The following is a 15555-nucleotide window of genomic DNA, read 5'->3' as shown; positions in this document are numbered from 1 at the left end:
GCCCTATCGCGGCGTCACCCGTGCGGCAAGGCGCAGGGCATGGCTGGCATCGTGGCTGGCAGAGGGCATGGCGGGGTCATAGGCCGCACGGATCAGCGCGGCGATATCCGGGCGCAGGATCACCGTGCCGCTATCCGGCATCTTTGCCAGCGGCGAGGCATCACGGAAGGCCGTCTCGGACCACAAAAGCGCGCTTTGCACCACTTGGCTCAAGGCCAGCGTCTCGGCGGGCAGCGCGGCCATGTCCTCATCCATGCGCAGGAACACGAAACAGGCCTTGATCGCGCCATCCTCGTCAAAGCGGAAAATGCGATACTGGTTCGCCCCCGCCGCCTCCAGCCGCCCGACAAGCGGCCCGAGATCGGGCACCAGCCGGTCAAGATCGGGCAGCTCGGTCAGTTCGTGCCAGTCACGAAAGAAAAAGATCATCAGGTTCACGCCCAGTTCGGGGTCGGTCTCGGCCATCTGGTGACCGGCCAGCGCGACCACCGCCTCGATCGCACCCTTGACCACGTCCAGCGTGCTGTCCTCGACCCCGAAGACGATGGGCGCAATGGGGCGACCCCAACGCGCAAAGGCATAGGTGCCATCGGCGCCGGTGAACATCCGCGTGATCGCGTCTTGGGTCAGATGCGTGCTCATGGCGCCCGAATACCAGAGCCGCGCGGCAAGGCAAACAGGCGACGCTCAAACGACAATCCGCCGCGCGGATTCAGGGCGCGGCGGATCATCATCACTCCGTTGGGCCTTATGAAAGCCAGGGATGTCTACTGGTCTATCCGCTCGACAACTTCCATCGCATAGGCATTGATCAGAACGTTGTAGAAATCACCTTCCGAAGGCGGAATGATAACCCAGCCTTCCGGCGCTTCGCCCTCGGCCGCCTTGGCGCTCACCTTCAACGCGTAGCTGCCCTTGGGCGGCAGTTCCGCATCCGTTTCGGTGTTGCTGCCCGCCTTCCTCGAGGGATGCATGGCGACCGTGCCTTCGATCTGGTTGAACTCGCCCGACTCCGGCAGGACGGCCTCGCCGTCGATGGCGACGTTGTTGATCTCAACCACCATGCGCGGCGCTTCGGCCTGATCGTCGATATTCACATGCGAGGCGATCGCCTTGCCCAGGTCCTCGGTCAGGTCGGGCCAGAATTCCAGCGCGTTGCTTTCCTCGAATGCGCTCAGATCCGATGTCACGTCAACGTCGGAGAGGGTCTTTTCCTGGGCGTTCAGGGGCGCGACACCCAATGCCAGGCCTGCGCAGAGTGCGGTGCTCCAAAGAAGTTTCATGGTCGTCTCCTTTCATTCACGAGAGGGTGCTGCGCCGGATGGCGTTGACCCAATGCTCGGTTGTTCAGAGCGTCAACGCGACCTGTCGGCTTTGGTTCCTGACGCCACGCTGCCACCCGCAAAGATGACATCTTTCATTTGATTTCATAAGCTTGCGTGCCCGCGCTTTGGCAAACACCCGCCTTTGGCGCGTGATGACCCGCATAATCACGGTGGGAACCGGAACGCGATGCGCGCGTTGGCGCTTCATGAGAAACGCACGAGACTCACGCCGGAAAGCGTCCTTCGGGGCCATCGAAGTGATCGATTCCGCCGAGCGCGCGCTTGACGGCGAAAGTTCCAGCCTGGGCGAGGTGATCGACGCCATCGGATATGCCAGCTATACGCCGCTGCTGATGGTGCCCGCGCTTGCACTGGTCTCGCCGCTCAGCGGCGTTCCGGGCTTCACGACTGTCTGCGGCATCCTCATCGCGTCAGTCTCGGCGCAGATGATGCTGCGCCGCCCGACATTATGGCTGCCTGCCTGGCTGCGCCGAAGAAGCATGAGCTCGCAGCGCGCCTGTAAGGTCGTCAACTGGTTTCGGATTCCGGCACGCTGGCTTGATGACATGACGCGCCAACGGTTTTCCATGCTGGTCACGACACCGTTCTCGATCCTGCCGCAGGCGGTCTGCTTCTTTCTCGGCGCGATCATCCCGCTTCTGGAACTGGTGCCCTTCACCTCCTCGATCCTCGGCGGGGTCATCGGCGTCCTTGCAGCGGGGATGTTCGCGCGCGACGGGCTGCTGGTGCTGGTGGGGATGCTGCTGGCGGCGCTGGCGGTGGGCGGTGTGGCCACCATACTTTGATTCAACGCACGCCAATGCGAACCGGAAACGGCCAAGGCCGCCCGCGCCTGGGGGCGACCTTGCACCAATCGTCAATCATCGGCCTCTTCGGCCGCCTGACCGACAGCCTGCCCCGCAGCTTCGATATCCTCGCCCGCACCTTCGACGGTCTCGCAGGCGGCAAGAGCGCCGAGCGTCGTCAGCGCGACCAAGGGTAAAAGAAAAGCTGGCTTCAGTGTCATGAATCTCTCCGATCAATGTTGCACGGAATCAACGCGACCGGGGCGGAAAGGTTCCGGGGCGCACAGAATCGGTCGCGTCAGTCCTCGTTCGCGCGGATGTCGGGCCATGCCCGCGGAAATGTGACATGCAACTCGAAACGCCCCTCTGGTTCATTGATATCCAGCACTCCGTTCAGTTGCGACACGAATGACTCGATCAGGCGCGACCCAAGGCCCGACCCGTCGGAATCATCACCCGTCTCCGCCTCGCTGGCCGGGGCGCGCGAATTCACCACGCTCAGGCACAGCGCATCCTCCCCGACATTCTTTAGGGCAATGTTGATCCAGGCATCGTCACCCTTGACGACGCCGCTGTATTTCACCGCATTCATCGCCGCCTCGGCCGCCAGCAGCGACAGCGGCACCGACTGATCCGGATCGACCTCGACCGGATCGAACTCGGTTGCGACTTTGATCTGTTGCCCGGTCTCGTCCAGCGTTCCGACGATCACCAACTGCTCGATGATCTCCTGCAAAAGCTTGTCGGCGCGCACCATCGACAGCTTGCGCGCCATGTAGAGGTAGCGATGTATCGCCGACAGCGCCATCACCCGGTCCTGCACGCGGCGCAAAAGATGCTTGGCCTCTTCACTGCGCGTGGCGCGGATCTGCATGTTCATGATGCTGGAAATAAGCTGAAGATTGTTCTTCACCCGATGATGCACTTCGCGCAGAAGAACCGTCTTTTCCTGCAAGTCCTCATCGCGGCGGCGGTCCTGTTCGTCAAGCCGCCGCGTCATCGCGCGAAACGCCTCGGCCACGACCTCGAGTTCCTCGGGCGCATTGTTCAGCCGCGCCTGTTCAAGATCGTCGCGCCCTGCCGCATAAAGGCGCATCCATGACCGCAGCCGCCTTATGTGGCGGATCACCAGACGATGCACGCCGACATAGGCCACCCCGATGGCGATCACCCACATGATGATGGGAAAATACAGCGCGAGCGCCTCTTCATACCCCGGCAGGATCAGGCTGCGACTGCGGGGCGCCCAACTGCCCAGCGCGAACACGCTGCCGTCCACAATCGCCACCACGGCAAAGTCACGTGTCATGCCATCGCGGTTTTCTTCGCGGAACGTATGGCGCGGCAGTTCGGCCAATTCGCCAAGGGTGGTGTTCATCGGCAGCACCGTGCGCCGGTCATCGCTGAAATCCTGTGTCGCGATGATCTCGCCCTGTGACTGGAACAGCACCAGATCGACATCCGGCGCGCGCCCCGTCAGTGACGCATTGAGCGCCGTGATCGGCACCGCGATCAGCACCTTGCCCACGAACTGCGCGTCATCGAAGACCGGCACCATCACATTGACCGAGGCCGCTCCGCCCAGAAACGACAGCGGCTGCATCTGGATTTCGGTGTCGAGGCTGGTCAGTTGCGTCTTGATGACATCAAGCCCCGTCAGATCGCGATCTTCGCCGCGCGACGCGCAGACCAGTTGCAAATCCTCATCCACGAACCCTGCGAACATGTAATGGGGTGACTGTTCGACAATGCGCCGCATGACCCCGTCACAAGGCCCGTCAATCGCCCTGAAGGCCGAGACCGTCAGCGCCAGCGCCTCCGCCGCGCTGACGGCGGAACCGATCACCTCGCGGCTCGCCGACGCCGCCTGCTGGGTCTGTTCAAGCAACGCGGTTTCAGACAATGACCGACGCTCCTCCAGCACCTTCAATGTCTGGTAGACCGATATCAGGCCAAGCGGCAGGATCGCGATGCTCAGAACCAGCACCAAAAGCACGGCCAGACCGGGCTTGAGCATTCTGCGCGGTGGCGGCTCGCTCATGCAGCCGGATTTCCCTGCACCACGGCAAGCGTGGCGGCATCGGTCATCTCAAGGCCCTCATCCTCGTCAAGATGCATGAGCTCGGCCAACCGCTTGCGTGCGCGGTTGGTGCGGCTCTTGACCGTGCCCACCGCACATCCGCACATCTCTGCGGCGTCCTCATAGGAAAAGCCCTCAGCGCCCACCAGGATCAGCACTTCGCGCTGCTCGTCGCTCAACTGGGCAAAGGCCTCGCGGAAATCGGTCATCACCAGATGCCCGTCATGGGCCGGTTTCTCCGATATCGCGCCCGCCATCTGCCCCTCGGGGTCCTCGACCTCGCGGCGACGCTTGCGGTAAAGGGAATAATAGGTGTTGCGCAGGATCGTGAACAGCCAGGCGCGCAGGTTGGTGCCCGGCTGAAAGCGGTCGAAATTGCTCCACGCCTTGACGATCGTGTCCTGCACAAGGTCATCCGCCGTCGCCGGATTGCGCGTCAGGCTCATTGCAAAGGCCCGCATCGCGGGCAGATGCTCGATCAATTCCTCTCTTGGATCTTGCGTGTCGGTCAATGGTCGTCATCCCCGGACGCCGCCCGGTGATCTTCGTCCTGATCTTCGGCGCGCGCGCCCTGTTCTTGCTGGCGCAGTTGCTCCAGCAGCTTGGTAAACCGTTCGGGAACCGGCTCGCTTGACGCGTCCGAATAGACGCGTCTGAGATTGTCGTCTATCTGCTGGTTCAACTTTGAGGTCCTGCTGTTTTCTGCCATTTTACTGTGTTCTGCGATCCATTCAGGGCCTGACGCGTTTTTTACGTCCCGACCGTGGAACCTAACACGCCTGACGGCGTTTGGTTCCCTGCAAACGAAATTTTTTTCGAGGAAGCCCATGACCGAAACGACCATCCGGCGCGACATGTCAGCGGAAATCGCCCAAGAGCTGCCCTTCCTGCGGCGCTATGCGCGCGCACTGACCGGCAGCCAGCAAAGCGGCGACCATTACGCCGCCGCCACGCTCGAGGCTCTGCTTGAGGATCAGGAAATCTTTCAGTCCGGCCTGTCGCCGAAGGTGGCGCTGTTCAGGGCATTCAACCGGATTTGGGTGTCGTCGGGCTCACCCGTGGATGACGCCGACGAAGATGGCTCGCCCGAAGCGCGTGCCCAGAAACGCCTTTCGGGCCTGACCCGCAACACCCGCGAGGCGCTGTTGCTGCACAGTATCGAAGGCTTCACCACGCCCGACATCGCCGAGATCGTCGGCGTCGAGCCCGCCGAGGCCGAAGACCTGATCGCCATCGCCCGCAAGGAAATGGCACAGTCCATCCGCGGCAACATCATGCTGATCGAGGACGAGGCGATCATCGCAATGGATATACGTGCCATCGTCGAAGGCAGCGGCCACAAAGTCACCGGCGTCGCCCGCACACGCGACGAGGCCGTCCAACTGGCGCGTCACGACCCGCCCGACATGATTCTGGCCGATATCCAACTGGCCGACAAATCCTCGGGCATCGACGCGGTGAACCATATACTTGAGGAATTGGGCGATATGCCGGTGGTGTTCATCACCGCCTTCCCCGAGCGCCTCCTGACCGGTGAGCGCCCCGAACCCGCCTTCCTCATCACCAAGCCATATTCCGAAGAACAGGTGCAATCGGCGGTGAGCCAGGCGATGTTCTTCACCAGCACCGAGACGCTTCAGGCCTGACGCCGGAAGAATTCGCCGCACTGTCAAAGGAAAGCCCTGCACGTCAGCGCGCGCAGGGCTTTTCAGATTTCAGGGCGGTTCAAACTCTCTGCGCCCGCTCGCCAGTTCCCGCTCGCCCGTCACGGGGTCCGTCCCCGCAGCGCGCGCGCAACCAGTGCGACGACGAACAGGACCAGGAAGATCACGAACAGGATCTGAGCGATCCCGGCCGAAGCCGAAGCGATCCCGCCAAATCCGAAAACCCCCGCGACCAGCGCGACGATGAAAAACAGCAGTGCCCAATAAAGCATCGGTATTCTCCTTTGCAATCAATCGGTTTGCGATACCCCTGAAACCGCTGAACCCGACCCTTGGTTCCCGAAAATCCGGCTTTTCCCGGACACCCGGTATTCGCATGGGGCCGCATGGAACCCAGCGCCGCCGCGGACGTTGAAGATGGAACACAAGCAAAGAAAGGAGATCGCAATGGCACAAGCGAAGAACACTTCGGACGCGGATATCGAGCAGCTTTCCGAACAGATCGCCACGCTGAGATCCGATATCTCGACCATTTCGCAGACGCTATACGACCTTGGCCGCCAATCGGGTGACTCGGCTGTCAATGGCGCGCGCCGCAAGGCTGCCGACCTGCGCGATGCGGGCCAGCAGCAATTGCATTCGGCGCAATATCAGGCCGAGGAAATGGGCCACCAGGCCGCCGATGCCGTACGCAGTCAACCTGCCGCCGCCATGGGTCTTGCGGTCGGCATGGGCTTTCTTTTGGGCTTCATCACCGGGCGGAAGTAACGCATGCCGGGTTTTCTGACTGGTATCGAAACGCGGGCGCGCCAAGCGGCGCGCTCGGCTGCTTTTGCGATGATCGGCGTGATCTTTGCAATCATCGGGCTCGGCTTCCTGACGGCGGGTCTGTGGATTGTGATCGCCGCCTATGAGGGCGCTCTGATTGCATTCGTGGCGATCGGCGCGCTCTACCTGATCCTCGGGCTCGGCTTTATGGCGCTGGGGCGCCAGCCCGTCGGCGGCTCTTCCGAAGCGCCTCGGCCTGCTGCCGACGCGCCCGCGCGACAAGACCCCTTCGTGCAGATCGCCGAAGGCTTCGCGACCGGCATGCAGGCCGGGCGCGCCGCGCGCGATCCGCGCAGATGAACAGTTGGGTGTGGCGGCGACCGCCGCCGCGCTCAGGGCGCGCCCGACTCCCGCTGCGGCAATAGCGCTTCGCGGATCATCTCTTCGGTGAAGGGGCGCACCAGCATCCCCCAGCCCTGCTGGCGCACGACGCTCTCGTCATCCTCGCCGATGGTCAGGATGATCTTCGCACCGCTTTCGGCCAGGCTCTGGTGCAGATCGGACTTCATAAGCTCGCGATAGGGCATTTCCAGAAAGGCAGCAGTCACCATCGCTTCCTTGTCGAGACTGGGGGCCAGTTCCTCGGCGCGATCAGCGCGAATCACCCGGCACGGGCCGGTCGCCCTGAGCGATCCGATGATGTCCTCGGCGATCAGCGCGTTGCTTTCCAGAACAATATAGACCGGTGCTGCCGGTTGAAGGGTATCACTATGAGACATGTTCAATTTCAGGTTCTTCTATCAACAGGTTCAACACAATGTGGAACCTGCGGCGGCTCGATGCATTAAAATAGGACATAACACAGAGAATTTTTATGACCACCGACTGTCTGAACTGCCCGCTGCGCCCACGCTCCTTTTTCTCACCGATGAAGGAGCAGGAACTGGATTTCATGCGGCGGTTCAAGACCGGCGAATTGATGGTCGATGCGGGAACCACCCTGATGCTGGAAGGCGCCAACAGCCCCCAGCTCTATACCGCACTCAAAGGGATGGGACTACGCTACAAGACGCTGAAATCCGGTGAACGGCAGGTGATCAATTTCGTCCTGCCCGGCGATTTCATCGGCCTTCAGGCCGGGGTCATGAAGGAAATGCAGCATTCGGTCGAAGCGGCCACCCCGATGAAGCTCTGCGTGTTCGACCGCAAAAACCTCTGGCGGCTGTTTCGCGACTGTCCTGAACGCGCCTATGACCTGACCTGGCTGGCGGCGATCGAAGAGCACCTTCTGGGCGAAAACCTCGCCATCGTCGGGCATATGAGCGGGCTCAGACGCATCGCCTGCGCGTTTATCCGCCTGCATGACCGCTGTGCCGCGCTGGGGCTCGCCGACAATGGCCGGATGCCCCTGCCCTACAGGCAGCAGGATCTGGCCGACGCGTTGGGCCTCTCGCTTGTCCATACCAACAAGACCCTGCAACACCTGCGCAAAGGCGGCGCGGCACGGTGGACAAACGGGCAGCTCGAAGTGCTGGATTACGACCTGCTCTGCGGGATTGCCGGGGTCGACCCCTCGCGCAGCCCGATGCCAAGGCCACTGATCTGACGAAGGCCCGTAATCCGGGCGCTCATGGCGGGAACCTTGCGCATGCGGCGCGCGTTGATCCCCCATGTACAACCTCACCTCGCCCCGCGACCCGGTTCTGCACCTTGCGGCATATCTGGTTATCGCCGCACTCGGCTTTGCCATCCTCAGAACCGGAGGCGACATCCTTGCGCCTATGCTTCTGGGGCTGGTGATCGGCGTGATCCTCGCCCCCTTCACCGATTTCCTTGAACGCATCGGCCTGCCGCGTGGCCTATCGGCGGCGGCGGTTCTGCTGCTGGGTGTCCTCGCGATCGCCACGCTTGCGTTTCTCACCGAACCGCTGATCTGGCGGATCGCCGGGGAACTGCCACGGATCAAATGGGAGCTGCGCTCGCTGGTCAACGAGTTCCGCAGCCTGATCCAGGGCCTCGCCGAAATGAACCGCGAGGTCGAAGAAGCGCTCGGCGCGCGCTCGGACAAGGATGAATCGGGCAGCGCCCCGGACATGCCGAGCCTGACCCAGGCGCTGTTCCTGGCCCCTCTGCTCCTGACCCAGGCCCTGATCTTCGGCGGCGTGCTGTTCTTCTTTCTTCTGACGCGCAAAAGCATCTATAGCTGGCTCTCGCAATGGATCGGTGATGAATCGGATACCGACGTCATCCTGCAACGTTTCACTCGGGCCGAGCGGCTCGTCTCGCGCTATTTCCTCACGATCACGGTAATCAACGCCACACTTGGCACGGCTCTCGCGGGGGCTCTGGCGCTGATCGGGCTGCCGGGGCCGCTGATCTGGGGTCTGACGGCGGCGCTGGCGAATTTCATCCTCTACATGGGGCCGATGATGGTGACGGGCGGCCTTCTGGTTGCCGGGCTTGTGGCGTTCGACGGGCTCATGACATTTCTGCCCGCGGCGATCTTCCTCAGCCTCAACATGATCGAGGCGCAATTCGCGACACCCGCCTTTCTGGGCCGGCACATTTCGGTCAACCCGCTTCTGATCTTCGTGTCGCTGGTGGTCTGGCTCTGGATGTGGGGGCCGATCGGCGGGATCATCGCGATCCCGGTTCTGGTGATCGCGCTGGTCATGCTCAACGTCTTCGACACCAGCCCCGATGACGACACCGACGATGGCACCGCACCCCCGGCCCCCGACAAGACCGCGCGCTAAACCATCTCCTCGGGCATACCCGGCACCGGTGCGGCGACCTCGCGCGCGGCCGCCGATTCATAGCCCACAAGAAACCCGCGCCTGACATGCGGCGGCGACGCGCTGTTGAACTCGACCAGTTGCCGCCAGTTGTCGAATGCGGTCTCTTGGTCAAGATACTCTGCCCCGGCATCCTCGGGCAGCCAATGGCCCATCACGCGGCGGCGCAGCTCGCTGACCTGATCGGCCCGCGTCAGGTGTAACCCCGCCTCGCTGTCCCAGCGCAGGCTGCGCCCGTTGAGATTGGCCGAGGACACGATCGCGCCGCTATTGTCGAAGATCGATACTTTCGAATGCACATAGATCAGGGGGGCGCGCTTGAGCGTGTCACGCGCCCCGCTTTCGCGGATATGCGGCTGCACCGGCGAGGCGATCAACACACGATCCGGCCCGAAAGCGGCCTTCAGCCGCTCAAGACAGCGCAGTTGCAGATGCTCGCCAAAGCGCGCATCAAGCCCCCGGCTGCTGGCAAAGGCCACATCCTCAGGGGCGGCGGGCAACACCACGATCAGCCGCAGTCCCGGACAGCGCCGCGCCCGCCGCGCCAGCGCGCGCGCCAGAGGCATGTGCCGCAGGAACTGGGTCTCCAGATAGATCAGCCGCTCGGCCCCTTGCACGCCCCTCAGATGCTGCGCCTCGATCTCTCGCAGGATCGGGCGCGGCGCGACCCGCAGCACCGTCCCCGGACAGACCCGCGACAGCGTCCGCAGGAAACCGCTCGCAGCCGGCCTCGCGGGGGATGCGGCATTGGCGACACTGCTGAGAAAGCCGTCCAGATGCGCCTGTGCCGCCGCCGCCACCGGCCCCGTCGCAATAAGCTGGATGTCATGCCATGTATGGCGCGCGGCGCGGTCATGCCCTTTCGTGTCGAACCGCCGCTCATTGAGGTCCAGCCCGCCGATATAGACCGTGCTGCGATCGAACACCGCCAGCTTCTGATGATGCGTCGCCGGATGCAGATCGACCAGCCGCGCCCGAAACCTCAGCTCGCCCTTTTCATCCTCCCGGCAAAGATCGCGCAGACGCGGCGTTTCCGCCCTGAACTGCGTGCGCTGCGCCAGCGTCATGGCGCGCCATGACTGCGCCAGCGCGTTGAGCTTCTTGCGAACCAGCGGATAGAACAGCACCCTCGGCACCGCCCCGGTGCGCCCGCTATGCAGCGCTGCGACAAATGACAGGCGCACATCCGCGCGGCACAATTCGCGCACCGTGGCGATCTGGCGCTGCGTGCGCCACGCCTTCCGATGCAGGTCAGGCGCCGCCACCGGATCGAAATCCGACACCACCAGCCGGATCGCAACACCCCGTTCGAGCGTATGGATGAACAGATCGAACCAGGTCTCGCCCAGCGCCCGCGCCTCCTTGGATCGCAGCCGCGTCGACAGATCGAAAATCCGGAAACTCGCCGAAACCTCCTCGCGCGCGGCAAGAAAGGCCCGCTCCAGCGCCGGATAGGCCTCTTGCGCGGTCACCAGCACCTCAAGACCGGTGATCGCCTCACCGCCTTGCGCGCCTTCGCGCGGCGCATGATCTGGGTCCTGGGCTGCTTTCATGTCTGTTCTGATCTCCCGCTAGCGGCGCGGCGTTCCGCCTGCCATGCCAGTCAAATCCGCCGGACACCCTGAAAAAAGCCCCCGCCATATTTCAGACGGGGGCAGGCACCCGAGGGACAGTAGGGGTGCTTCTGGGCCCGCCTACACTTGGGGATTGGCCGACCCGGAAGAGGCAGCGAAAGCATCAAACGCTGGCTTCATGATATCAACGCCGCCGCCCGGACATGGTTCCCGTCGCGCAGGATTATTTTTCCGCGCTCCGCCTCAGGCCCGCACCGAACGCGGCCCGGCCACCAGCCAGATCAAGAAGCCGATCAACGGCAGCAACAGCACCAAAAGCACCCAAAGCACTTTCCCTCCGGTCGATGCAGCAGAGCCGACAATCGATACGATGGCCCAGACATTCAGGATCAGAATGATGATCCCGCCGATTCCACTGATCTCGAGCATGGTGCGTCTCCTTGTTCCTGACCATTCCCATCGCTCCGGCGCGGCCTCGGGCCGTGATCCGGCATACGGCGCCACAAGAATGCGTGGACCCGCGGTCTGAGAACGCCATCAGGGCGCAACGGTTCCAAAACCATCCGCATGAATTTTTTGAGGGCCGGGGGAAACCTTCGCCGCTCGGGAATGTTGACAGGTCAGGACGCCGCATCACGCGGCGCCGAACAGATATTTGCACAGGAGACTGAACATGAAACGCATTCTCGCCACGACGGCTATCGCCGCACTCGCCGCGTCTCCCGTTCTCGCTCAATCGCAGAGCACCGACGAAGAGACCACGGATCAGACGCAGATGGAAGAAACCACCACCGACAGCAATATGACCGCGACCGACGACTCCGCAACCGGCGGTTCGTACACCGAAAGCGCGGATACCGGCACATCCGAGAGCGCGATGGACGCCCCGGAAACCGATATGACCGAAGGCGCGATGGACAGCACCGAGCTCACGACCGAAGACCGCGCGGCGCTGACCGCCGAGGATATCCAGGGCCTGACCGTCAATGGTCCCTCGGGCGAAAGCCTCGGCGACATCTCGGATCTTGTCATCGGTGACGATGGTGAGATCACCAAGATCGTGATCGATGTCGGCGGCTTCCTCGGTATCGCCGAAAAACCCGTCGCTCTGGATTTCAACAAGGTCAATCTCAAGCGTGATGAAACCGGCGACGCGCTGCGCGCCTCGGTCAACCACAGCGAGGACGATCTCGAAAACATGGATGCCTGGGAAGAAAGCTGACCTTCACTTTAGCCACAGGCACGCTTGCGCCCCAGCAGTGATGTGCGGGGGCGTTTTCGTCCCACCCTTCATCTGGCCTCAAATACCTTGGGGGTCCCGGGGGGCTGGCCCCCCGGCCTTGCCGCGAAAAACCGCAGGCCGCCTACTTGCCGAACAGGCCCGGTTGCCCCGGCCCATTGGGCGCGGCCATGCCCAGATGGTGCCATCCCCCCTGCGCCAGCATCCGCCCGCGCGGCGTGCGCTGGATCAGCCCCTGTTGCAGCAGGAAGGGCTCGATCACCTCCTCGAGCGCGTCCCGGCTTTCGCTCAGGGCCGCGCCGATCGTCTCTATCCCGACAGGGCCACCCTGGTAAGCCTCTGCGATCAGACGAAGATACCGGCGGTCGGCGCCGTCGAGGCCCAAACCGTCAACCCCCAGACGTGTCAGCGCACCGTCGGCAAGGGCGCGCGTTATCCGGCCATCCCCCTCGACCACCGCGAAATCGGCAACGCGCCGGAGCAGCCGTCCGGCGATACGAGGAGTCCCGCGCGATCGGCGCGCGATTTCCCGGGCGCCTTCCGGCTCTGCCGGTGTTCTCATCAGATCGGCATTGCGCGTGACGATCTCGTGCAGCTCTTCGGTGCTGTAGAACTCGAGCCGCGTGGGAATCCCGAACCGATCGCGCAAAGGCGTTGTCAGCAGGCCCAGCCGGGTGGTGGCGCCGACCAGCGTAAAGGGTTGCAATTCGATGCGAACCGTACGCGCTGCGGGGCCTTCACCGATCACGAGATCCAACTCGAAATCCTCCAGCGCGGGGTAAAGAACCTCTTCGACCGCGGGGTTGAGACGATGAATCTCGTCGATGAACAGGACGTCTCGGGCCTCCAGGTTGGTCAATATCGCCGCCAGGTCGCCAGCCTTCGCCAGGACCGGCCCCGATGTCATGCGAAACCCGACCCCGAGTTCCGCCGCCATGATCTGCGCCAGTGTCGTCTTGCCCAATCCGGGTGGTCCGTGAAACAGCGTGTGATCCATCGCTTCACCGCGCTGCCGGGCCGACTGGATGAATATCTTGAGGTTGGCGCGCGCCTCGGCCTGACCGATGAACGCATCCATGGATTTCGGCCGGAGCGAGCGGTCTGTGTCCTCGGGCAAGGGATCGGGACGCAGGGTCGGATCCGGGTCGGACATGTCTTATTCCTTTGGCGCCAAAATCTTGAGAGCCGATCGTATCAGAACCGCGGTATCGGCGCCGGGATTATCGCCAGCCACTCGGGCCACAGCCGCCGCGCCGTCCCCGGGCCCGTACCCGAGGTTGGTGAGAGCCGAAAGCGCCTCAGCCTGTGCGTTCGTGCCGGCCTCCGGTGGCGGACTCGCCGACGTGGCCGAAGGCATCGAATCCGTGTCCCCCGTCACCCCCGGCGCTGCCTGCGCGCCACCGCCCGGTCCGCCCATTGCCATAACTTCGGCGGCGCGGTCCTTGAGTTCATTGACGACGCGCTGCGCGGTCTTTGGTCCGATCCCTTTCGCAACCTTCACGGCGTTCCAGTCACCAAGCGCAACCGCCCGCGCGACACCGTCGGGACCAAGAGATCCGAGTATGGCCAGGGAAGCCTTCGTTCCGACGCCCTGCACACCGGTCAGGAGGCGGTGCCATTCCTTTTCGACCAGTGTCGTGAAGCCGACGAGTTGCATCAGATCCTCCCGCACCACGAGATCGGTATAGAGTGCCGTATGCTCGCCCGCCGCCGGCAAGGCCTGAAGGGTGCGCTCGGAACAATGGACAAGATAGCCAAGCCCGCCCACATCAATGAGGACGTGATCGGGGGCACGATAGTCGATGCGTCCTGCGATACGGCCGATCATGCGCGCACCCGCCGGTCCGGCTGCACATGGTGCGCATGACAGATCGCCACGGCCAACGCATCCGCCGCATCAGGAGTGTCAGGTGCCGCACCGGGCAATTGCAGGCGGACCATGTGCAGGATCTGCGCCTTTGCGGCGTGACCGACACCGACCACGGTCTTCTTGACGGTGTTGGGCGCATATTCCCCGATCGGCAGCCCGGCTTGTGCCGGTACCAGGAGGGCAACCCCGCGCGCCTGACCGAGTTTGAGCGTGCCGGCCGCGTCACGGTTTACGAAAGTCTGCTCGACCGCGGCTGCATGCGGGCGGTAAATCGCAACGACCTCTGTCAGCTGCCGGTGCAATTCAAGCAATCGTGCCGCAAGTTCCCCGTCTCCCGAAGAACAGATGCCGCTCGCCACATGGGCAAGCCGGCTTCCATCCACGTCTATCACGCCCCAGCCCATCTGGCGCAAACCGGGATCTATACCAATTACCCGCATGTCCTGCCCTCTTTTCTGGTCTTTTTCATTGGTTAGCACGAAAGGGGAACAGACACCAAGCGGAAGTCGACAGAGCATCCCGACCGCGTCGGGCAAGCAGCCGTGACGACCCATGCAGGAACTGCATAAGGACTATGCAGTGCGCTCACTTGCTTGGCAAAGCGCGGGCGACTAGATGCCGGTCAGAGCCTCTCGACATTCCGTCATTCATCAAAAGGAGCTTATCCAATGGCTGCTATCGACACCACCCGCCCGCACAACGCCCCGACCTTCGTTCTTGGCGATGCCCTTGGTCGTGCCCTTGTGGCATTGAAAAACTGGAACGACGAGCGTGTGACGCGCAACGCCCTGTCCCGCCTTTCGGATCGCGAGCTTGACGATATCGGAATCTGCCGTGGTGACATCGCCCGGATTTCAGCACGGGCATGAGAACAAGCAACCTGCACGGTTGCTTCGAAGAGGCCCCGCATCCGTCCCCCGGCGCGGGGCCTTTTCTTCGGCAGTGGCATTCATCCGGTCAAAGGAATGGACCCAGCTTTTTCGCAATGCCAAGCGACAGCGGTTCAGGATGCATCAGGACCGCTCCGACACGATCTATCGTCGTTCCCTTTTCAAGGCGCTCCACACGAGTGGTGTAATCGCTCATCCCCAGATGGGCGATAAGAGCACCCTTGATGCAGATTATCGTGATCACTGACAGAAAAAGGCCACGCCACGGAGCTCGGTAGCTCGGGCGCCTTGGACGTGGCCGACATCGGATCAACCCGTCCGACCCGATTTCAGTGATATACCCGTCCGAGAGACGCTCGCGCATGCGACCAACCCGCATGCAACGTTGTTCAAAGTCTTGGCGCGTGTAATCCATTTTCGGCATCCAGATCAGACACCCCCGCCCAATCCGGACACTAAATTCCGTTCGGAATGTGGCAATTTCAAGGCAGTTGCCACATTTCGGCAAAATTTCGGCTACATTTGGGCCACGTTTTTCACAGT

At 62.8% G+C, this 15555-nt stretch carries 22 protein-coding genes; 8 read left to right on the top strand and 14 right to left on the bottom strand.

All coding sequences use genetic code 11. From position 1 onward, the window contains the following. Positions 1-3: 3 nt before the first annotated feature. Both LCF60_RS08630 and LCF60_RS08625 read right to left on the bottom strand, forming a co-directional pair. On the bottom strand, positions 4-642 hold the full coding sequence (locus tag LCF60_RS08630; RefSeq protein ID WP_292291134.1) for a hypothetical protein: 639 nt from the start codon (positions 640-642) through the stop codon (positions 4-6). A gap of 125 nt (positions 643-767) precedes the next feature. Then, on the bottom strand, positions 768-1283 hold the full coding sequence (locus tag LCF60_RS08625; RefSeq protein ID WP_292291133.1) for a hypothetical protein: 516 nt from the start codon (positions 1281-1283) through the stop codon (positions 768-770). A gap of 248 nt (positions 1284-1531) precedes the next feature. Between LCF60_RS08625 and LCF60_RS08620 the strand changes: the two genes are divergently transcribed. Then, positions 1532-2131, top strand: coding sequence for an exopolysaccharide biosynthesis protein (locus tag LCF60_RS08620; protein WP_292291132.1), 600 nt, complete (start codon positions 1532-1534; stop codon positions 2129-2131). A 71-nt stretch (positions 2132-2202) separates the two neighbouring features. On the opposite strand, the gene LCF60_RS08615 is transcribed toward LCF60_RS08620, so the two are convergent. From LCF60_RS08615 to LCF60_RS08600, 4 genes are all read right to left on the bottom strand, one after another. Continuing rightward, entirely contained in the window at positions 2203-2346 is a 144-nt protein-coding gene (locus LCF60_RS08615) for an entericidin A/B family lipoprotein (RefSeq protein ID WP_292291254.1), read from the bottom strand. A gap of 83 nt (positions 2347-2429) precedes the next feature. Beyond that, positions 2430-4172: a sensor histidine kinase gene (locus LCF60_RS08610; protein WP_292291131.1), complete on the bottom strand. Its 1743-nt coding sequence runs from the start codon at positions 4170-4172 to the stop codon at positions 2430-2432. Next, on the bottom strand, positions 4169-4723 hold the full coding sequence (locus LCF60_RS08605) for an RNA polymerase sigma factor (RefSeq protein WP_292291130.1): 555 nt from the start codon (positions 4721-4723) through the stop codon (positions 4169-4171). Before LCF60_RS08605 ends, LCF60_RS08610 begins: the two co-directional genes overlap by 4 nt. Next, positions 4720-4893 carry a NepR family anti-sigma factor gene (locus LCF60_RS08600; protein ID WP_292291129.1) on the bottom strand — a complete coding sequence of 58 codons (174 nt, stop codon included), beginning with the start codon at positions 4891-4893 and terminating at the stop codon, positions 4720-4722. Before LCF60_RS08600 ends, LCF60_RS08605 begins: the two co-directional genes overlap by 4 nt. Positions 4894-5038: 145 nt before the next feature. Between LCF60_RS08600 and LCF60_RS08595 the strand changes: the two genes are divergently transcribed. After that, complete coding sequence (locus LCF60_RS08595) at positions 5039-5857, top strand: response regulator (protein ID WP_292291127.1); 819 nt, start codon at positions 5039-5041, stop codon at positions 5855-5857. A gap of 119 nt (positions 5858-5976) precedes the next feature. Here LCF60_RS08595 and LCF60_RS08590 read toward each other — a convergent pair whose 3' ends face one another. Continuing rightward, positions 5977-6147, bottom strand: a complete 171-nt coding sequence (locus LCF60_RS08590; protein WP_292291125.1) for a DUF1328 domain-containing protein — start codon at positions 6145-6147, stop codon at positions 5977-5979. Between the two features lie 175 nt (positions 6148-6322). Here LCF60_RS08590 and LCF60_RS08585 point away from each other — a divergent pair, with 175 nt between their 5' ends. Together LCF60_RS08585 and LCF60_RS08580 are read left to right on the top strand one after the other, a co-directional pair. After that, a complete protein-coding gene (locus tag LCF60_RS08585; protein ID WP_292291124.1) occupies positions 6323-6643 on the top strand; it encodes a hypothetical protein in 321 nt (106 codons plus the stop codon). Between the two features lie 3 nt (positions 6644-6646). Then, positions 6647-7003 carry a phage holin family protein gene (locus LCF60_RS08580; protein ID WP_292291123.1) on the top strand — a complete coding sequence of 119 codons (357 nt, stop codon included), beginning with the start codon at positions 6647-6649 and terminating at the stop codon, positions 7001-7003. A 32-nt stretch (positions 7004-7035) separates the two neighbouring features. Here the strand turns inward: LCF60_RS08580 and LCF60_RS08575 are convergent, their stop codons facing one another. Next, on the bottom strand, positions 7036-7422 hold the full coding sequence (locus tag LCF60_RS08575; RefSeq protein ID WP_292291121.1) for a hypothetical protein: 387 nt from the start codon (positions 7420-7422) through the stop codon (positions 7036-7038). Positions 7423-7517: 95 nt separating this feature from the next. Between LCF60_RS08575 and LCF60_RS08570 the strand changes: the two genes are divergently transcribed. Both LCF60_RS08570 and LCF60_RS08565 read left to right on the top strand, forming a co-directional pair. After that, entirely contained in the window at positions 7518-8249 is a 732-nt protein-coding gene (locus tag LCF60_RS08570; protein ID WP_292291120.1) for a Crp/Fnr family transcriptional regulator, read from the top strand. Between the two features lie 64 nt (positions 8250-8313). Next, on the top strand, positions 8314-9399 hold the full coding sequence (locus LCF60_RS08565; protein ID WP_292291118.1) for an AI-2E family transporter: 1086 nt from the start codon (positions 8314-8316) through the stop codon (positions 9397-9399). Here LCF60_RS08565 and LCF60_RS08560 read toward each other — a convergent pair. Together LCF60_RS08560 and LCF60_RS08555 are read right to left on the bottom strand one after the other, a co-directional pair. Further along, complete coding sequence (locus tag LCF60_RS08560; RefSeq protein WP_292291116.1) at positions 9396-10991, bottom strand: phospholipase D-like domain-containing protein; 1596 nt, start codon at positions 10989-10991, stop codon at positions 9396-9398. The genes LCF60_RS08565 and LCF60_RS08560 overlap by 4 nt on opposite strands. A gap of 264 nt (positions 10992-11255) precedes the next feature. Next, positions 11256-11441, bottom strand: coding sequence for a PLDc N-terminal domain-containing protein (locus LCF60_RS08555; RefSeq protein ID WP_292291115.1), 186 nt, complete (start codon positions 11439-11441; stop codon positions 11256-11258). A gap of 244 nt (positions 11442-11685) precedes the next feature. Between LCF60_RS08555 and LCF60_RS08550 the strand changes: the two genes are divergently transcribed. Then, complete coding sequence (locus tag LCF60_RS08550) at positions 11686-12234, top strand: PRC-barrel domain-containing protein (RefSeq protein WP_292291114.1); 549 nt, start codon at positions 11686-11688, stop codon at positions 12232-12234. A gap of 142 nt (positions 12235-12376) precedes the next feature. Here LCF60_RS08550 and ruvB read toward each other — a convergent pair whose 3' ends face one another. Genes ruvB through ruvC form a run of 3 tightly spaced genes read right to left on the bottom strand, consistent with a single transcriptional unit; the run spans position 12377 to position 14562 of the window. Next, entirely contained in the window at positions 12377-13405 is a 1029-nt protein-coding gene (gene ruvB / locus LCF60_RS08545; RefSeq protein WP_292291113.1) for a Holliday junction branch migration DNA helicase RuvB, read from the bottom strand. A 3-nt stretch (positions 13406-13408) separates the two neighbouring features. Continuing rightward, positions 13409-14080, bottom strand: a complete 672-nt coding sequence (gene ruvA, locus LCF60_RS08540; protein WP_292291111.1) for a Holliday junction branch migration protein RuvA — start codon at positions 14078-14080, stop codon at positions 13409-13411. Then, the gene (gene ruvC / locus LCF60_RS08535; protein WP_292291110.1) at positions 14077-14562 is read right to left on the bottom strand and encodes a crossover junction endodeoxyribonuclease RuvC; all 486 of its coding nucleotides are present in this window, start codon (positions 14560-14562) and stop codon (positions 14077-14079) included. Before ruvC ends, ruvA begins: the two co-directional genes overlap by 4 nt. A gap of 228 nt (positions 14563-14790) precedes the next feature. Here ruvC and LCF60_RS08530 point away from each other — a divergent pair, with 228 nt between their 5' ends. Next, positions 14791-14991, top strand: coding sequence for a DUF1127 domain-containing protein (locus tag LCF60_RS08530; RefSeq protein WP_292291109.1), 201 nt, complete (start codon positions 14791-14793; stop codon positions 14989-14991). A gap of 88 nt (positions 14992-15079) precedes the next feature. Here LCF60_RS08530 and LCF60_RS08525 read toward each other — a convergent pair. Beyond that, positions 15080-15555, bottom strand: a 476-nt coding sequence (locus tag LCF60_RS08525; RefSeq protein ID WP_292291108.1) for a hypothetical protein, incomplete at its 5' end; no start/stop codon positions are given.

The sequence above is a fragment of the Marivita sp. genome, from assembly GCF_020055635.1.
In the GTDB taxonomy this organism is placed as follows: Bacteria; Pseudomonadota; Alphaproteobacteria; order Rhodobacterales; family Rhodobacteraceae; genus Marivita.
Note: the sequence above shows the minus strand (reverse complement) of the source record. Positions and strands in the feature narration are given on the sequence as shown.